At 59.0% G+C, this 15,235-nt stretch carries 14 protein-coding genes; all 14 read right to left on the bottom strand.

Annotated elements, in window-relative coordinates:
* Positions 1-5: 5 nt before the first annotated feature.
* The 14 genes from lpdA to AC1DA5_RS02240 all read right to left on the bottom strand — a co-directional run bounded on the left by lpdA (position 6) and on the right by AC1DA5_RS02240 (position 15,223).
* A complete protein-coding gene (gene lpdA, locus AC1DA5_RS02305; RefSeq protein ID WP_070725304.1) occupies positions 6-1,376 on the bottom strand; it encodes a dihydrolipoyl dehydrogenase in 1,371 nt (456 codons plus the stop codon).
* A gap of 5 nt (positions 1,377-1,381) precedes the next feature.
* Entirely contained in the window at positions 1,382-2,731 is a 1,350-nt protein-coding gene (locus tag AC1DA5_RS02300; protein ID WP_070725277.1) for a dihydrolipoamide acetyltransferase family protein, read from the bottom strand.
* Between the two features lie 11 nt (positions 2,732-2,742).
* On the bottom strand, positions 2,743-3,495 hold the full coding sequence (locus AC1DA5_RS02295; RefSeq protein ID WP_058237464.1) for a DeoR/GlpR family DNA-binding transcription regulator: 753 nt from the start codon (positions 3,493-3,495) through the stop codon (positions 2,743-2,745).
* Positions 3,496-3,770: 275 nt separating this feature from the next.
* Complete coding sequence (locus AC1DA5_RS02290) at positions 3,771-4,202, bottom strand: RbsD/FucU family protein (RefSeq protein ID WP_058237465.1); 432 nt, start codon at positions 4,200-4,202, stop codon at positions 3,771-3,773.
* Between the two features lie 13 nt (positions 4,203-4,215).
* Positions 4,216-5,256, bottom strand: coding sequence for a LacI family DNA-binding transcriptional regulator (locus AC1DA5_RS02285; RefSeq protein WP_480289117.1), 1,041 nt, complete (start codon positions 5,254-5,256; stop codon positions 4,216-4,218).
* Positions 5,231-6,637, bottom strand: coding sequence for a rhamnulokinase (locus tag AC1DA5_RS02280; protein WP_070725279.1), 1,407 nt, complete (start codon positions 6,635-6,637; stop codon positions 5,231-5,233). The genes AC1DA5_RS02285 and AC1DA5_RS02280 overlap by 26 nt, the downstream gene beginning before the upstream one ends.
* 154 nt (positions 6,638-6,791) lie before the next feature.
* Positions 6,792-8,558: an L-fucose isomerase gene (locus tag AC1DA5_RS02275; RefSeq protein WP_058237467.1), complete on the bottom strand. Its 1,767-nt coding sequence runs from the start codon at positions 8,556-8,558 to the stop codon at positions 6,792-6,794.
* Between the two features lie 178 nt (positions 8,559-8,736).
* Positions 8,737-9,756: an ABC transporter substrate-binding protein gene (locus AC1DA5_RS02270; RefSeq protein WP_058237468.1), complete on the bottom strand. Its 1,020-nt coding sequence runs from the start codon at positions 9,754-9,756 to the stop codon at positions 8,737-8,739.
* A 76-nt stretch (positions 9,757-9,832) separates the two neighbouring features.
* Positions 9,833-10,855, bottom strand: coding sequence for an ABC transporter permease (locus AC1DA5_RS02265; RefSeq protein ID WP_058237469.1), 1,023 nt, complete (start codon positions 10,853-10,855; stop codon positions 9,833-9,835).
* A complete protein-coding gene (locus AC1DA5_RS02260; RefSeq protein WP_070725283.1) occupies positions 10,852-12,369 on the bottom strand; it encodes a sugar ABC transporter ATP-binding protein in 1,518 nt (505 codons plus the stop codon). The genes AC1DA5_RS02265 and AC1DA5_RS02260 overlap by 4 nt, the downstream gene beginning before the upstream one ends.
* Positions 12,370-12,741: 372 nt before the next feature.
* A complete protein-coding gene (locus AC1DA5_RS02255; protein ID WP_070725286.1) occupies positions 12,742-13,128 on the bottom strand; it encodes an Rv3654c family TadE-like protein in 387 nt (128 codons plus the stop codon).
* The gene (locus AC1DA5_RS02250) at positions 13,128-13,445 is read right to left on the bottom strand and encodes a hypothetical protein (RefSeq protein ID WP_070725288.1); all 318 of its coding nucleotides are present in this window, start codon (positions 13,443-13,445) and stop codon (positions 13,128-13,130) included. Before AC1DA5_RS02250 ends, AC1DA5_RS02255 begins: the two co-directional genes overlap by 1 nt.
* A 95-nt stretch (positions 13,446-13,540) precedes the next feature.
* Positions 13,541-13,726: a DUF4244 domain-containing protein gene (locus tag AC1DA5_RS02245; RefSeq protein ID WP_058237916.1), complete on the bottom strand. Its 186-nt coding sequence runs from the start codon at positions 13,724-13,726 to the stop codon at positions 13,541-13,543.
* A gap of 264 nt (positions 13,727-13,990) precedes the next feature.
* Positions 13,991-15,223 carry a type II secretion system F family protein gene (locus AC1DA5_RS02240; protein WP_480289116.1) on the bottom strand — a complete coding sequence of 411 codons (1,233 nt, stop codon included), beginning with the start codon at positions 15,221-15,223 and terminating at the stop codon, positions 13,991-13,993.
* Positions 15,224-15,235 lie beyond the last annotated feature (12 nt).

The following is a 15,235-nucleotide window of genomic DNA, read 5'->3' as shown; positions in this document are numbered from 1 at the left end:
TGCGCTCAGGCTTTGACAGCCCAGGCAGCTTCGCGGATGAGTTCAGATACTGTCGGGTGCGGGACGACAAGCTGACGCAGATCGTCCAGTGTCAGTTCGGTTTCGAGGACGGCGCATGCGCCCCAGATCATCTCGGATGCGTATGTGCCCAACACGTGAATGCCGAGGACGTGGTTCGTCTCAGCATCCACAATCACTTTGGCGCTGCCGGGTGCTTTGAAGCCGTTCTCAGCGATGAACCGGCCGGACATCTGGCCAGGCACGGACCCGACCTTAATGGCGCGTCCCTCAGCCTTGGCCTTCGATTCGGTCAGTCCCACACCGGCTGCTTCCGGCAGGCAATACACAGCCCATGGGATCGTGTTCCAGCGCATCACCTGTCCACGCTTGTAGGCCTGGTCATCCAGGATGTTCGCCGCCACGACCTCGCCCATGCGGTATGCAGCGTGTGCCAGCAGGGAACGACCCGTCACATCACCGATGGCCCACACGTTGGGAAGGTTCGTGCGCAGGCGGTCATCAACCGTTATGCCGCGGCGCTCGATGTCAAGTCCGGATTCTTCAGCTCCCCAGCCGCGCGTGGCTGGGCGACGACCCACCGCCATGAGAACCAGGTCGGCCTCCACCGTGTGCTTCTGGCCTTCCTTGGAGAAGACGACGTTCGACCCTTCGACCGCCTCCACTTTGCAGCCGAGGTTGAAGGTGATGGCGGGCATCGCCTTGCGCAGCTGAGCTGCCATGTCGTCATCCATGAAGGGCAGGATCTCGTCCATCATTTCGACGACGGTCACTTCACTGCCCAGGCTGGAGAACAACGAGGCGAACTCCACGCCGATGACACCGCCACCGATGACGGCCAGTCGTTTCGGCACGTCGGAGATAGATAACAGTCCGGTGGAATCCACGACCTTTTCGTTGTCGGCGCTGCCCGGGATGGGCGGCATCGCAGGAACTGAACCGGTCGCGATGATGACGTGTTCAGCGGTGTAGTGCGTGTCATCCACGCGTACCTTGCCGGGGCCTTCGAAGTAGCCACGCCCGTACACGACGGTGCAGCCGGCTTTCTTGACGCTGGCTCCCACGCCTCCGACCAGACCTTTGACGACCTGGCCCTTCCACTTTTGCATCGCTTCCCAGTCATAGGAGGCACCCTCGATCCCCACGCCGTAGGCGCCGGCCTCACTCGCGTGCACGTAGTGCTTCGCGGAGTTCAGCAGGGTCTTGGTGGGGATACATCCCACCGTCAGGCATGTGCCGCCGAGATCTTTCTCCTCGATCAGCAGGACTTTCTTGCCGCCGTTGCCGAGGCGTTCGGCTGCAAGATATCCGCCCGGGCCTCCGCCCAGTACGATGACGTCGAATTTTGTCTCTGTCATGGCGCTCATCCCAATACTGTCAGGTCGATGTTTTCGATGGCGTTGACCAGGTCGCGCAGGAATCGCGCTGCGTCAGCACCATCAATCACCTGGTGGTCAGCGGTCAGCGAGAAGCCGATCCTCTTTTCCACCACAACATTTCCGTCATTGTCGAGGGCGGCCCGCGGCGTCACAGCTGCCACGCCCAGGATCGCGACCTGCGGACGGTTGATGATCGGTGTGAAGGTCTCCACGCCGAACGATCCCAGATTCGTCACGGTGAAGGTGCCGCCGTTGAGCAGGTCGGGGCTGATAGTGCCGTCAATCGAATCACCAGCCACCTGCTTGGAGGCAGCGGAGAATTCCTTCAGGTTCATGGCGTTGGCTCCGCGGATCACCGGGACCAGCAGGCCACGCGGAGTATCGACGGCCACCCCGAGGTGAATGTTCTGGAACTTCGTGTAGGTGCCGTCAGCCAGATGCGCGTTGAATGTCGGGTACTTCGCGATCGTCTTGACGACTGCGTATCCGACCAGGTCACCGATCGTAATGGCATTGACGCCCAGTGATTCGTCGGCCTGCTTGAAACGCTTGCGCATGGCCATGAGCTTGTCGGCCTTCGCGCTGACCGTGTAGGACAGCTGAGCGGTTTCGGCCAGGGACTCCATCATGCGCGTGGCGACAACCTTGCGGATGCCCTTCAACGGTGCCGCTTCGGAGGGGCCAGGGAAGTCGGCGTCGGCACTGATCAGCGGCGCTGCGGCTGCCTCGTCGGCTGCCGGGGAAGCCAGGTCGGCGGTCGTGACGCGTCCACCCAGTCCGGTTCCAGTTCCGGTTGCGCCCTGGGCACGAGCTGCGTTGGTGGCAGGGTTCTCGGCAAGATAGGCCTTTACATCGCGTTCGAGCACGCGTCCGTGGGGGCCGGATCCTTCGGACACTGCCGACGGGTCCAGTCCTTCACTGTCGGCCAGTGCGCGGGCGCGAGGCGAAATCGCTCCGCCGGATGCTGCCGTCTGGAACGAGGGCGCCTCAGGCTTTTCTTCTTCAGCGGGTGCTTCCTGTTCGGGAGCACTGGCGGCTTCGTTGGAGTCACCGGAGACACCGGCCTGCGCGAGAACTTCCTCGCTGATCTCTTCGCCAGGCTCGCCCAGAATCAGCAAGGGATCCTTGACGGGGACTTCATCACCGACTTCCCACAGAAGTTTGAGGACTGTGCCGGCATCGGTACTGGGCACGTCCATTGTTGCTTTGTCCGTCTCAATTGAGCACAGCACCTGGTCAACGGCGACCGCGTCGCCAACGGAGACCTCCCACTCGTTGATCAAGCAGGACTCCACTGAGTTACCCAGTTGGGGCATCACCACGATGGTGGCCATGTGTTCCTCCCTTACACCGCGCGAACGCGGGTGTGTTCTTCCAATTCCTTCATCGAGTCCGCCGTGAGGTCATCATCGGTAATGATCCCCGTGACGTCATCAAGTCCCATGAAACTGACAAATCCGCTCTTTCCGTATTTCGACGAATCTGCCAGCAGCCACGTCTCTTCTGCACGCGCCCTCATCAAGGTGGCGACTTCTCCGCCTTCAACCAGCTGAGTTGTCAGACCACGCTCGACTGTGAATCCGTCCGTCCCCAGGAACGCGATGCGTGCATTGAACGAGTTAATTGAGCGTTCCGCCAGCGGTCCGGTCAGCGATTCTGATTCAGCGCGGAACTGGCCACCCGTCAGCGTGATGTTGAGCTGTGGATTCGAGCGAGCGTTGGCGAAAACAAGCACCGAGTTGGTGACAATCTGCACGCCGCGTTTTCCGGCCAGGTGCCGAACGATCATCGCACAGGTCGTGCCCGCTTCAATCATGATGCGGTCATTGTCCCTGACCATCGCTGCCGCTGCACGCACGATGCGCTCTTTTGCGTCGACGCGATCCATCTGGCGCAGTCGAATATTGCGGAACGCGGTCGGACGCGCACCGCCGTGCGTCCTGACCAGGTAGCCGTCTTCTTCGAGCTGTTTGAGGGTGGATCGGACGGTAACTGGAGAGACATCGAGCTCAACGGCAAGAGTGCTCACAGAGACTTCACCCTCAGCCGCCAGCTGGTCGAGAATGAAGCTGTTACGCTCGTGTTGCGCTCTCGTCATCTCATCGCATCCTTACGTTTCGATTTGCCTATGATGAATTTTAGTAAATCAATCGAAAGTATGCAACACTCGATATGTGAACTTTTCTCCGCCATTTTTCCGCTGAATCACGCCCTTCCAGCCGTCAGATAACAACTGGAAATCAACGGAAGGCAGAAAACTAAGTCGCCCTCGTTGAAGAAAAATCTTCACGAGGGCGACGAAAGTCCCAGATACTCACCTCAGATCAATCGTCACTCAAACGAAAATCCGGTGAACGGAGGGTAACGGAGCGGCTACTCACCAGGCTGGCGCACGCCGATTGTCAGCAGCAAGTTCGCGTACAGGCGCTGATCGCCCGTCGCCACAATAATGCCGACATCCTCACTTCGAGCCGCGTCGTAGAACTTGAAGCGCGGAATCTCACCGAATTCCACATCCGGCAAAGCTGCCTTGTAGTCGGCGTGAGCCGGAATGTCAATCGTGTCCTGATCATCCTCAGGCACCATGATCTCCGCTTTTTCAATCGGGATCGTGCGCTTGAGAACTTCGAGGATCTCGTTGACGCCCAGCAAGCCGGGCGCAAGGTTGAGGGAGATCAGTTCGCAGCGCTCGTTCACGCCGGTGGTGTGCGGGTAGTTACCATCGGCCAGCAAGATCTTCGAGCCGTGTCCGGCTGCGGCAAGTGCGCGTAGGAACGCGGGGTGAGTCATAGGTCCGTACAGCATCAGTGGTGTCCTTTCATTCGTAGTGAGTGACAATTTGGGAGCTGGTCCGAATGACCAGTTCGGGGGGAATGATGAAGTCCTGCGGTGGGCGTCCGGCAATGAGGTCGACGATCTGACGAATCGCCGTGCGGCCCACCCGGTCAAAGGGCTGTCGAATAGTTGTGAGCGGCGGCGAGAAGCACTGCGCGCCCGCCTCATCGTCAAAACCGACCACGCGGGTGTCGTGGGGGAGCTCTCCGCCGAGCTCGCGAACGGCGCGCATGGCCCCCAGCGCAATCTGGTCGTTGGATGCGACGATTCCCTGAGGGATGCGCCCCATGCTGTAGGTGGCATCGAATCCGTCCACAGCATTCCACGAGCCACATTCGATGATCTCGACATTTAAAGAGGCGTCGGACTGCGCACACGCTTCTTCGAATCCCTTGCGCCGCTGATGTGCGTCGTTCCAGCTTGCCGGCCCCATCAGGTGAACGATGTCAGTGACTCCTCCACGCAACAAGTGGTCGGTGGCGACTCGTGAGCCCAGCACGTTATCGACAGAGACGGTCGATACGCCATCGATATTCGTTTCCGATGACAGCAGCAGCGTCGTCGGCGTTGTGCGAGCCAGCTTCATCGCCATTTCGATGACGGGGTCCTGACCGCCCAGAATGACGATTCCGTCGACTCGAAATGGGATCGCGTTACTGGTGACGTGCCCGTTGGACATGTAGACATTCGAAATCGACACGCTCAGACCGGCATCGCTGGCAGCGTTGAGCACATGCAGCAACGTCTGGCCGTGCCCGTGGAACATCGGCGCCGCCATCAGCACATGGATGACCCCTGTACGCTTGCCGGCAAGAGCCCTGGCCGCATAGTTCGGCCGGTACCCCATCTCGTGGAGCAGCGCGGTGATATTCGCTCGTGTGGAATCTGCGACTTCAGGGTCGCCTCGTACCACGCGCGAGACCGTGTTGGCTGACACGCCGGCATGGCGCGCCACGTCTGCGAGCGAGACTCGCTTGTTCTTCGCGGGTGGTCCGTTCTTAACGCGCAGAGGGTTCGTGGACACGGGTCTTCGCTGTCGTTGCAATGATGTGGGGCCTGTCGCCTGAAGCGATGTTCCCCATTATTTCCAGTTGCGCGATGAGGGAGCCCAGGATCGACGCTTCGATCGGGCCGGCCACGACACGCAGCTGAGCGGCCTGCGCGGTCAGATCACACAGAAGGTGGTTGCGCGCGCCACCTCCTACCAGGTTGAGTTGGTCGGGCCTGCTTCCAGCGATCTGCGCCAGCTCGTCAATGCCGCGCGCATAACGCTGGGCAAAGGATTCAATGACCAGTCGTACGTACTCGGGCTTCGTCGAGGGAGGCTCACCGCCGGCTTCCCGAATCACGGTGTCGATCTTTTCAACCATTTCACCGGGTTCGGCAAAACGGGAGTCATCCGGGTCAAACAGATGTGCGGACGGGGCGCATGTGCGCGCAGCGGCCACCAATTCGTCGGTGTCGGTCGGCATCCCTTCGCGCTCCCACTGACGCTGGAGTTCCTGCAGGATCCACATGCCGGTGATGTTGAACAGCGGACGAACTCCTCCGTCACTGCGTGATTCATTGGTCAGGCCCAGTTTGAATGCTGCGTCAGTGAGCAGCGGGCGGTCCAGCATGCCGCCGAGCACGGACCATGATCCGCAGGACAGGAAGTACGCTTTGACGCCTTCTTCGACAGGCAGGCCGTGGACTGCACATGCCGTATCGTGTGCGCCGCCGCGCACCACCGTGAGCGATTCAAGCCCTTCGACCGTGCACGGGCCGACTGTGGTGAGGTCATCGTTGAGATCACCAACCCATGAACGGGGAAGACCAAGGCGTGAAAAGACCGTGTCTGACCAGCGTGGCGAACCAGGTTCGCACAGTCCTGAGCTGGAGCAGATAGAACGAGACCAGCCTTTGACGCCGGACAGTTTCCACGCGAAGTAATCAGGCAGAAGCAGAACCGTGTCGATGTGCTCAGCCAGTTCCGGTTCTTCGCGGGTCAGTGCAACGAGCTGGTTTGCGGTGTTGATGGTGGCTGGAGCGATTCCCGTCAGATGAAAGAATTCTTCATCATCAATGCGTTGACGGAATTGTTCCAATGTGCGTGCCGTGCGCTCATCGCGGTAGGCGCGTGGTGGGCCAACAGGATGATCGTCGCTGTCCAGCGCGACGAAGTCGACGCCCCAGGTATCCACAGATACGGATTGTGCGTCGGGATATTCCTGGACGGCTTTCTGCAGACCTTCAACGGTTTGATCCCACAAACGCTCCAGGTTCCACACCAGTGAGCCGTCACGTCGGATCGCTTCATGTGAGAACCGATGCACCTCGTGGATCTCAATATGGTCGCCTTCCAAGCGTCCTGCAACAACGCGGCCTGACGACGACCCTAAATCGACAGCAAGCGCAGTGGTCATGAAACGTCCTTCTTTTCTCAGTATTTTCAGTGTGATGTCAGTGGTAATTGTCCGAGGGTGACAGGGCATTCGCCCAGTGGGTGCAGTGATGGGTGGGGCGCCTTGACGCCCCACCCATCGGGCATCCTGATGTCAGCGGCGAGAGCCGGATGACTCAGCGGTACAGCGGTCCGAAGTTCTTGCAGGCACGGTAGTCCGCGCCTTCAACGTCGGCTGTTCCGAACAGTGTCCATGCGCGCGGACGGAAGATATCATCTTCCGGCACGTTATGCATGTTAACCGGGATACGGAGCATGGAGGCCAGCGTGATGAGCTGAGCGCCAATGTGTCCGTATGAGATTGCACCGTGGTTGGCGCCCCAGTTATTCATCACGTCGTAGACGGAGGCAAAGGCCCCCTCGCCGGTCAGACGCGGTGCGAACCAGGTGGTCGGCCATGCCGGGTCGGTGCGCTGCTCAATGGTTGTGGCGACTTCGTCGGGCAGATCAATGGTCCAGCCTTCAGCGATCTGCAGAACCGGGCCCTGTCCGTAGACAAGGTTGATACGGCACATCGTCACGGGCATTTCGCCGCTGGTGCGGAAGTGGGTTGACCACCCACCACCGGGGAAGTATTCGTACCCTGAGGGGTGGAAGGTTGTTGCCTCAAGGGCTGCCTTCTGGTCCTCTTCGGTTACTTCCCACCACGGCTTGATGACAGGCTTGCCGTCACGGGTGGCCTTGCCGGCACCATCCAGTGTGGTCGAGCCGGAGTTGCGCAGATCCAGGAAGCCGTCCTTTGCGTGTCCTTCCAGCTCATAGCCGGTGACTCGCTTGACCGATTCCGGGCTCCAGTAGGTGCGCACGTCGGAGAAGATCTGCGGGGTGTTGGTCAGCAGATATCCGAACAGCATGGATGCACCGTTCAGGGAGTCATTTTCGGTTGCGACAACTCCGACTGGCTGACGTGCGCCGTTCCAGTCAAAGTTGGTGTTGAGGACAGTTTCCATGACGTCGCCGTTGGGCATGCCGTCTGTCCACTGACGCTGTCCCTGGAATCCGGCTGCGATTGCACCATGGCCGCCGGCTTCTTCGGCCCATCCCTTTTCTGCCAGCTTGGGGTTGCCTTTCATCAGGTCGTGGCCGATCAGCACCATCTTGGCACAGGTTTCCCACCAATCTTCATGGCGCTCGGGATGCTGGTTCTTTTCCGGGTTGTAGTCCTTTCCGATGGTGAAGTTTTCCTTCATCCACTTCAGGGCCTTTTCGTACTCTTCTTCGTCGTAGATCTTCTCGTTGATACGGCGGTAGAACTCGGACATATCGATGTACTCATTGCGCATGCCAAGGTAGGGGCCGAAGAATTCGTCCTTGACCGTTGATCCGGCAATGCCCATGGCAACCGAGCCCATCGACAGGTATGCTTCACCGCGCATCTGTGCCACAGCCAGACCTGCCTTCGCAAAGTCGAGCAGACGGCCACGCACGTCATCGGGGATGGTCTCGTCGTCAGCATCCTGGACCTGCTTACCGTAGATGCCGAATGCCGGGAAGCCGAGTTGTGCGTGTCCTGCCAGTGCAGCGGCAAGGTAGACGGCGCCTGGACGCTCTGTGCCGTTGAAGCCCCAGATTGCGTGCGGGGTACGGGTGTCCATCTGCAGGGTTTCTGTGCCGTAGCACCAGCACGGGGTCACCGAGACAGTCAGACCAACGTTTTCAGTGTCGAATTTCTTCTGGCATGCGATGGCTTCGGAAACGCCACCAATGGTGGTGTCAGCGATGATGCATTCCACAGGTTCACCATCGATGTAGTGTAGTTCGTCCGTGTACAGCTTCGCCAGACGCTGAGCCATGCCCATTGTCTGATCTTCGAGGCTTTCACGCACTCCCCTGCGACGTCCATCGATAATTGGTCGGATGCCGATCTTGGGGTGTTCAGCCATGTTTCCTCATTCCTTCATTGGTTTCGTTTGTCTTAGTTGGTCCCCTGCGTGGCAGTAAGGACGGTGACGTTCGGCCGAAGCGTCACGTCACTATTATGTCCCGTTGGTCAGGAGGTGGTGGAGGGGGATCAACGGGTTCTCCCCCTCCACCTGGGCTATTATCCGGTGGGATGTGAAATCACTCGTAGAGGTTGGCCTTAATGTCAGGATCGTCCATATTGGTCTTGTCATACCAGGCGAAACCGGAGTCAATGATCTTGGGCAGTTCTTCACCCTTGATGGCTGCAATTGCAGCCTTGACAGTTTCGTATCCCATCTTGACTGGAGCCTGAGTCACAGCGCCGGCCTGCACGCCGCTGCGAACGGATTCGAGCTGTGCCTTACCGGAGTCGATACCAACCATCTGAACCTTGCCGGCGTTGCCGGATTCGGTCACACCCTGCATCGTGCCGATGGCTGATGCTTCGTTCGTTGCGCCAATACCTACAACATCCGGGTTGGCAGTCAGAATGCTCTTGGCAACGTCAGCTGCCACACCGACCTCGCCGCCGATCTGGGGATCGAGCAGTTCGATGTCAGGTTCATTCTCAGCCATGTATTCCTGGTATCCGGCGCAGCGGTCCTTACCGGTCTGGGAGGTGTCATCGTGGCAGACCAGAGCAACCTTGCCCTTGTGGCCCACGAGTTCCGCCAGGTGCTTGGCGGCTTCAGCGGCAGCGGCCTTGTTGTCCGTCTGAACGGTTGTCACCGGAATGTCGGACTCAACGCCGGAGTCGAATGCGACCACCGGAATGTTGGCGGCCTTGATCTGCTCGAGGATCGGGGCGGCAGCTTCTGAATCCAGTGCTGCAAATCCGATTGCAGCAGGCTTGGTGTCCAGTGCGGTCTGGAGCTGCTGGAGCTGCTCAGTGATGGCTTGCTCGTTGGCGGGTCCGATGAATTCAACCTTGTAGCCGAATTCTTCACCTGCCTGCATTGCGCCTTCCTTCACTGCCTGCCAGAAGCGGTGCTGGAAGCCTTTCGAGACGAGGTAGATGGTTTCACCGCTGGCAGCACCGCCGGCGCTTTCACCGCTCTGTGTTGCACCGGCGTCGCCGGAAGCGGCGTTTGTGTCGCCGCCGCCTGATGAGCAAGCGGTCATTCCCAATGCCATTGCCCCAGCGGCAATGAGGCTCACGATACGTCCAATTGGGCGCATTGCTGTTCCTTTCTTTCGGGCGAAGGTCTTTCTTCGCCGTTGTGGTGGTTGGACGGTTGTCCGATTCAAGTAATGCTTACACTGCCTGAGCACGGGCTCGGCGGACGTTATCGATAAAGACTGCCAGCAGGATGACCAGGCCGGTCACCACGAGCTGCCATTCCTTTGCAACACCCATCATCTGCAGACCTGTCGTCAGAGTGTTCATCAGCAGCGCACCAATGAACGTACCGATGATTGTGGCGCGACCACCGGCAAGTGAGGTACCGCCGATGACGACCGCTGCGATTGCCTGCAACTCGAGTCCGAGACCTTCAGCTGGTTGTGCGAATCCGAATCGTGCTGAGTACAGGATGCCGCCGATGGCCGTGAAGATACCGGCTGCGATGTACACCATCAAGGTCCAGAAGCGCACGTTCACGCCTGACAGGCGTGTGGCTTCGATGTTCGATCCCATCGACAGCGCGTAGCGGCCCAGGACCGTGCGCGTCAGCAGGATCGATGCGATGACAGTCAAGATAATGAAGATCAACGCTGCGTTGGGCAGGGAGCCGATCAGTTTGCCGTTCGACAGGTTGTAGTAGAACGGCGAGGGGATCTTGATCGAGCTCTTACCCGACAGAATCAGTGACAGACCGTTGGCTGCCATCATCATGGCCAGTGTGGCGATGAAGGGAGGAATACCCAGGAACGCCACGTTAAACCCGTTGACCAGTCCGATCACTGCGCCGACCACCAGGACGAGCAGCAAGCCGATACCGACGGGCAGCCCGAGGTATCCGGATTCGGGTGAGCCCATCAGCAGACCTGCCGACACTGCTGTCAGCGTCATGCCGGTGCCCACTGACAGGTCGATGCCGCCGGTGGCGATGATGAACGTTGCACCCAGCGCCATGACGCCGATTGCAGAAGCTGCCATCAGGACGTTCATGAACACGCCAATGGATGCGAAGTTCGGGGCTGCGAACAGGAAGTAAATGTAAATCAGGATCAGTGCAGCGAATGCGAAAAGCTGCTGAATTGATGACTTCAGGAAAGTCACGACTTTGCTGTTGGACTTTTCTGACGCTTGGTCTTTCGTTTCAACCTCGGTGCTCACGCGTCCACTCCCATTGCTTGCTCTTGGCCAACGGTGGCCAGTTCCATGATCTTTTCTTGGGTGGCTTCCTCGTTATCGAGGATGCCGATAATGCGGCCCTGTGCCATCACTGCGATGCGGTTCGACAGGCGCAGTACTTCGGGCAGTTCCGATGAAATCACAACGATTGCCTTGCCTTGCGCCGCGAGGTTTTCCAGCAGTTGATAGATCTCTTCTTTTGCGCCCACGTCGATACCGCGTGTTGGCTCATCGAAGATCAAGACATCACTGTCTCGAACCAACCACTTGGCAATAACAACTTTCTGCTGGTTACCACCAGACAGGTTCAACAGGGTCTGATTGATTGAAGGGGTGCGAATCCGCAATTTGTCCACATAGTCGAGTGCGGTCCTGCGGATCTTGCGATCGTCGACAAAGCCCGCTTTCGCATAGTCCTTCATGTCGGCCAGCGTGACGTTGGCTTTCACGTCAGCATCCAGCAGGATTCCGAAGCGTTTACGGTCTTCGGACAGGTAGCCGATACCGTTCGTCACCCCGTCTTTGGCGTTCGTAATCCTGACCTTCTTGCCGTGCACGTAAATGTCACCTTCGGTGCGCGGATCAGCACCGAAGACGCATCGCGCCACTTCGGTGCGACCTGCACCCATCAGACCGGCGAATCCGAAAATCTCACCCTTCTTCACGTCGAAGCTCACGTTCTTGATGAGATTCTTCGTGGACAGGTTCTTGACTTCCAGAACAGTTTCGTCTGTCTGCGGCTTCGTGGCGGGACGGACGTCAGACTTCAGTTTGCGTCCCACCATCATGGAGATGATTTCCTGCATCTCCACTTCAGCCGTGTTCACCGTGCCGACGTATTCACCGTCGCGCAGAACGACCACGCGGTCCGTAATCTGCTTGATTTCAGGCATACGGTGCGAGATGTATATCAGACCGGTTGACGGCGTGACGAAGTCGTGGATCAGGTCAAACAGTGCGTCCGTTTCTTCGATCGTCAACGCCGCAGTCGGCTCATCCATAATGAGAATGTCTGCGTTATACGACAGCGCTCGGGCGATTTCCACCATCTGGAGGCGCGCCACTGACAGGTCGCGACAGTAAGCCTTGGGGTTGATATCCATCTTCAGATGATCGAAAAGCTCCTGAGCATCCTTGTTCAGTTTCTTGTCATTGACGATCCCGGCTCTAGTGGAGCCTGGGCGCCCCAGGTACAGATTCTGGGCAACCGTCAGGTCGGGAACGATGTTGAGTTCCTGGTGAATGATGGCCAGGCCAAGGTCACGTGCGTGGTTGATGCCCGTCACGTGGACCTTTTCGCCCTTGATCCAAATCTCGCCGCCTGGATCAGGCTGATAAATACCGGTCAGGACCTTCATCAGCGTCGACTTTCCGGCACCGTTTTCACCGCAAAGCCCCAGCACTTCTCCTGCTCGAAGATCCAAATTGACATTCGATAGTGCTTTGACGCCCGGAAAGGTCTTCGACATACCTTTCAAGTCGAGCAAATGTGTCACGTCTCACCCCTTCGTGCGTGGTACATAACGCCTGCGACAAATAAGACCTAGACCGTTAGCGCTAACGACTCCAGTGTCACATTTGTACGACAACGTGCTTGACAGTGTAGCTTGGTTCGTGCAAAACGACAAATAAAGTGTTAAATCTGCCAAAAACGATATAAAAACGTAATTTTTCGTCCTCGTATCAGCACGACCGCTGCGCAACGCCGACCGTTTACGTGATCGTTAACGATTGAAGGGTCACAGCGTGCCTTTGTCGTGATTCATCAGGCAAAACCAGGATTGAGCGACGCTCTGCCGCCTCGGGTTAAGCGTTTTTCACCGTGAATCTTCCCGGATTAGGGGACTTCCTCGTGTTAGTCGTCTCGCTCACTGCTTCAGCGTGTCACGCCTGACCGGCCCTGCGCGTGCCCTCGCGCGAATATCCACACTGATCCCCGCAACAAGCACTCTCTGGCTCACCGTCACATAGGTGTCATCTCCGCGCACCTCGCAGCCGGCGTGAGCCCCATTGCGCTCGACGACCTCACTGGCCACCGTGCAGGCATTCATCCCACCTCCGGTCCACTGTGCAACCGCCGACCGATGCCCACCGGCCAGGGCTGCAACGTCAGCCACTGCCTGAAGACGGGTCTGATGCCCGTGCACACTCCCTGCACCAGCAATCACCACACACATCATCACGGTGCATGCGATGACCGCCAGCGCGGAGATGGTGCCTGATCCTTCCTCGTTCCCCCTGTCGCCGTATACCATCAGGGCACCAGCTCGGAAATGGTGGTGATCGTGCACGATGCTGTAGCACCGACCCATCCAGCCGGCGCAGCCACACTGGCGTGCCCGGTGACCGTCATCCATCGCCCTGATTTGTTCGTTGTGACAGTAACGGGCCTGCCGTACGCCTGGGAAACACTGAGAGCTGGATCCTGGCCACCTATGGCTGCTTCATGTGCACCTTGACGAACCGCCGAACACAGTTCAATGCGCGTGTGAGCAATGCTGACGACGCCAAGAACGAACGCCACCACGATCATCACGGCGAAAAGTGAGAGCGCATGTTCGACTGTCACCATGCCGTCCTCGCTATGCCCGCCCGTTTCGCTGCCACCAGCGGGGTGGTCCCGTAAGCACTCCCTGGCACTTACGGGACCACGTGTCGCATGCCTGTTCACAGTGAAAGCGCCTGCTGGATAATGCCCTGAAGCAGGGATTTCACTGCGCCTGACTTGAGAACGACGAGCAGAAGTCCGGCGAAGCCGGCTGCTGCGACCGCCCCGATCGCGTATTCCACGGTTGTGGATCCTTCTTCCGGATCGGCATCATGATCCTCGACATGGTGAGCACGTTGGATCATTGCGTCGTATTGACACCACGTGTCACACGCTGCCTTCGTCGCTGCATCTTCGATGCGTTGGGTGATTGCCATGTTTGTCCTTTCGATCAATAGTGACTGTCCGCCGTTTGACGGTGTGACCACCTTCCGTGACACGCACTGCGATCTCCATCGACTGTGCGCAAATTGTGGAGCAAGAAGCGCCTAGAAGGGCAGCTGTGGATTCAACGCATCTGTAGATGCGCGGTGTGGATAACCAGGGGCTGTCAGGTGCCGACCCGTCAGCTACCACAACCCGCCAAAAGTGTTCGTGCCAATATGCAGCAGGATTGGCACGACGCCCAGGGCGATGAAGGACGGCAGCAGTAACGCCCCCAGCGGGATGACAAGGCGCACCGCCAGGCGTTCAGCCTCACTTTTTGCATGTGCGATGCGCCGTGCCCTGACCTGGCGCGCAGCACGCGTGAGCAACGGCACCGGCGACGTGCCATCGCTCCATGCCGGCTCGAGGACATCAGCCAGCAGCGCGGCGTTGGCTGGATGGGGATTCCACGCATCACCCCACCGTGCCCCCAGGACCAGTTCGCTACCGATCCGTTCCAGTTCCGCGTCATTACCGACGCGGCCCAGCGTGCGCACAATGGAGGGCACTGAGGCACCCGCATTCATTCCCGCGATCGTCAGATCGCACATAGTGGCCGGATCGACGCCCTCGCTTATGTCAATGGTTCGGGTGATCATGCGAGTGGAGACGAGCCGACCAACGATCAGGCACACCGTTCCGATGATGGCGCTGATGGTGCCGATCCCACCGTCACAGAAGCGCTCAAGAGGGTTCGCCCCAATCAGCTGACCCAGCGCAATACCCGCCACAGGCAATGCGGTGAGAATACGTGCCGAGGTCAAGGGGCCAGATCGTGCGATGGCGCGCGCATCTTCGGCGGCTGCAGCTTCATCGATACTGTCAGCCACAATATCCAGTACCTCAGCAAGCGGCGTTCCCAGTTCCTGCGTCAGGCGGCATGCGACACTCAAGGTATGAGCTGAGCGCCGACTGACCCGTTCGCTCACTGTGCTGCGTCGCCGCAGCCGCCCACACGAGGACACTAGGTGGCGCCACGACAACGCGTCTCGCTGCCGCACCAAACCCAGCACATCACGCCGCACATCGCGCCACGAGGGAGCGCGCGCCAGCCTCGCCACGGATCGGGGAACACCGTCCTCGGCAATCCCCTCCCATGAACCCAGGTGCGCAGAGCCAACTCTGTCCCACGCACGCATCCACGCCTCGGCAGTCGGCATACCGGCACGCAGCCGGGCTGCCACCTCGGCCACCAACATCGACAACTGGGAGCTGCTGTCCTGCCCGGCCGGCACGACATTTGACGAGGGAGGCACTGGCTTCTGTGCGCGAACTGCCTTCAATGATTCGTCGAATCTCCAGGCCACGATCACAGCCTGAGCGCGCCAATGTTTGGCGGCCGATATGCCAATCGCCGCGACCAAACAGGCACTCATCAAGCACAGTAG

It is taken from the genome of Pauljensenia sp. C0254C2, from assembly GCF_056583835.1.
The sequence above is the reverse complement of the archived record's forward strand: the minus strand, read 5'-3'. Positions and strand labels throughout refer to the sequence as shown.

Bases quoted from the DNA above. Each gene is read 5' to 3' on its own strand.
- AC1DA5_RS02270 (WP_058237468.1), bottom strand. From the start codon at position 9,756: ATGCGCCCAATTGGACGTATCGTGAGCCTCATTGCCGCTGGGGCAATG.
- AC1DA5_RS02290 (WP_058237465.1), bottom strand. From the start codon at position 4,202: ATGCTGTACGGACCTATGACTCACCCCGCGTTCCTACGCGCACTTGCC.
- AC1DA5_RS02245 (WP_058237916.1), bottom strand. From the start codon at position 13,726: ATGATCCAACGTGCTCACCATGTCGAGGATCATGATGCCGATCCGGAA.
- AC1DA5_RS02275 (WP_058237467.1), bottom strand. From the start codon at position 8,558: ATGGCTGAACACCCCAAGATCGGCATCCGACCAATTATCGATGGACGT.
- AC1DA5_RS02255 (WP_070725286.1), bottom strand. From the start codon at position 13,128: ATGGTATACGGCGACAGGGGGAACGAGGAAGGATCAGGCACCATCTCC.
- AC1DA5_RS02240 (WP_480289116.1), bottom strand. From the start codon at position 15,223: ATGAGTGCCTGTTTGGTCGCGGCGATTGGCATATCGGCCGCCAAACAT.
- AC1DA5_RS02280 (WP_070725279.1), bottom strand. From the start codon at position 6,637: ATGACCACTGCGCTTGCTGTCGATTTAGGGTCGTCGTCAGGCCGCGTT.
- AC1DA5_RS02250 (WP_070725288.1), bottom strand. From the start codon at position 13,445: ATGGTGACAGTCGAACATGCGCTCTCACTTTTCGCCGTGATGATCGTG.
- AC1DA5_RS02300 (WP_070725277.1), bottom strand. From the start codon at position 2,731: ATGGCCACCATCGTGGTGATGCCCCAACTGGGTAACTCAGTGGAGTCC.
- lpdA (WP_070725304.1), bottom strand. From the start codon at position 1,376: ATGACAGAGACAAAATTCGACGTCATCGTACTGGGCGGAGGCCCGGGC.
- AC1DA5_RS02295 (WP_058237464.1), bottom strand. From the start codon at position 3,495: ATGACGAGAGCGCAACACGAGCGTAACAGCTTCATTCTCGACCAGCTG.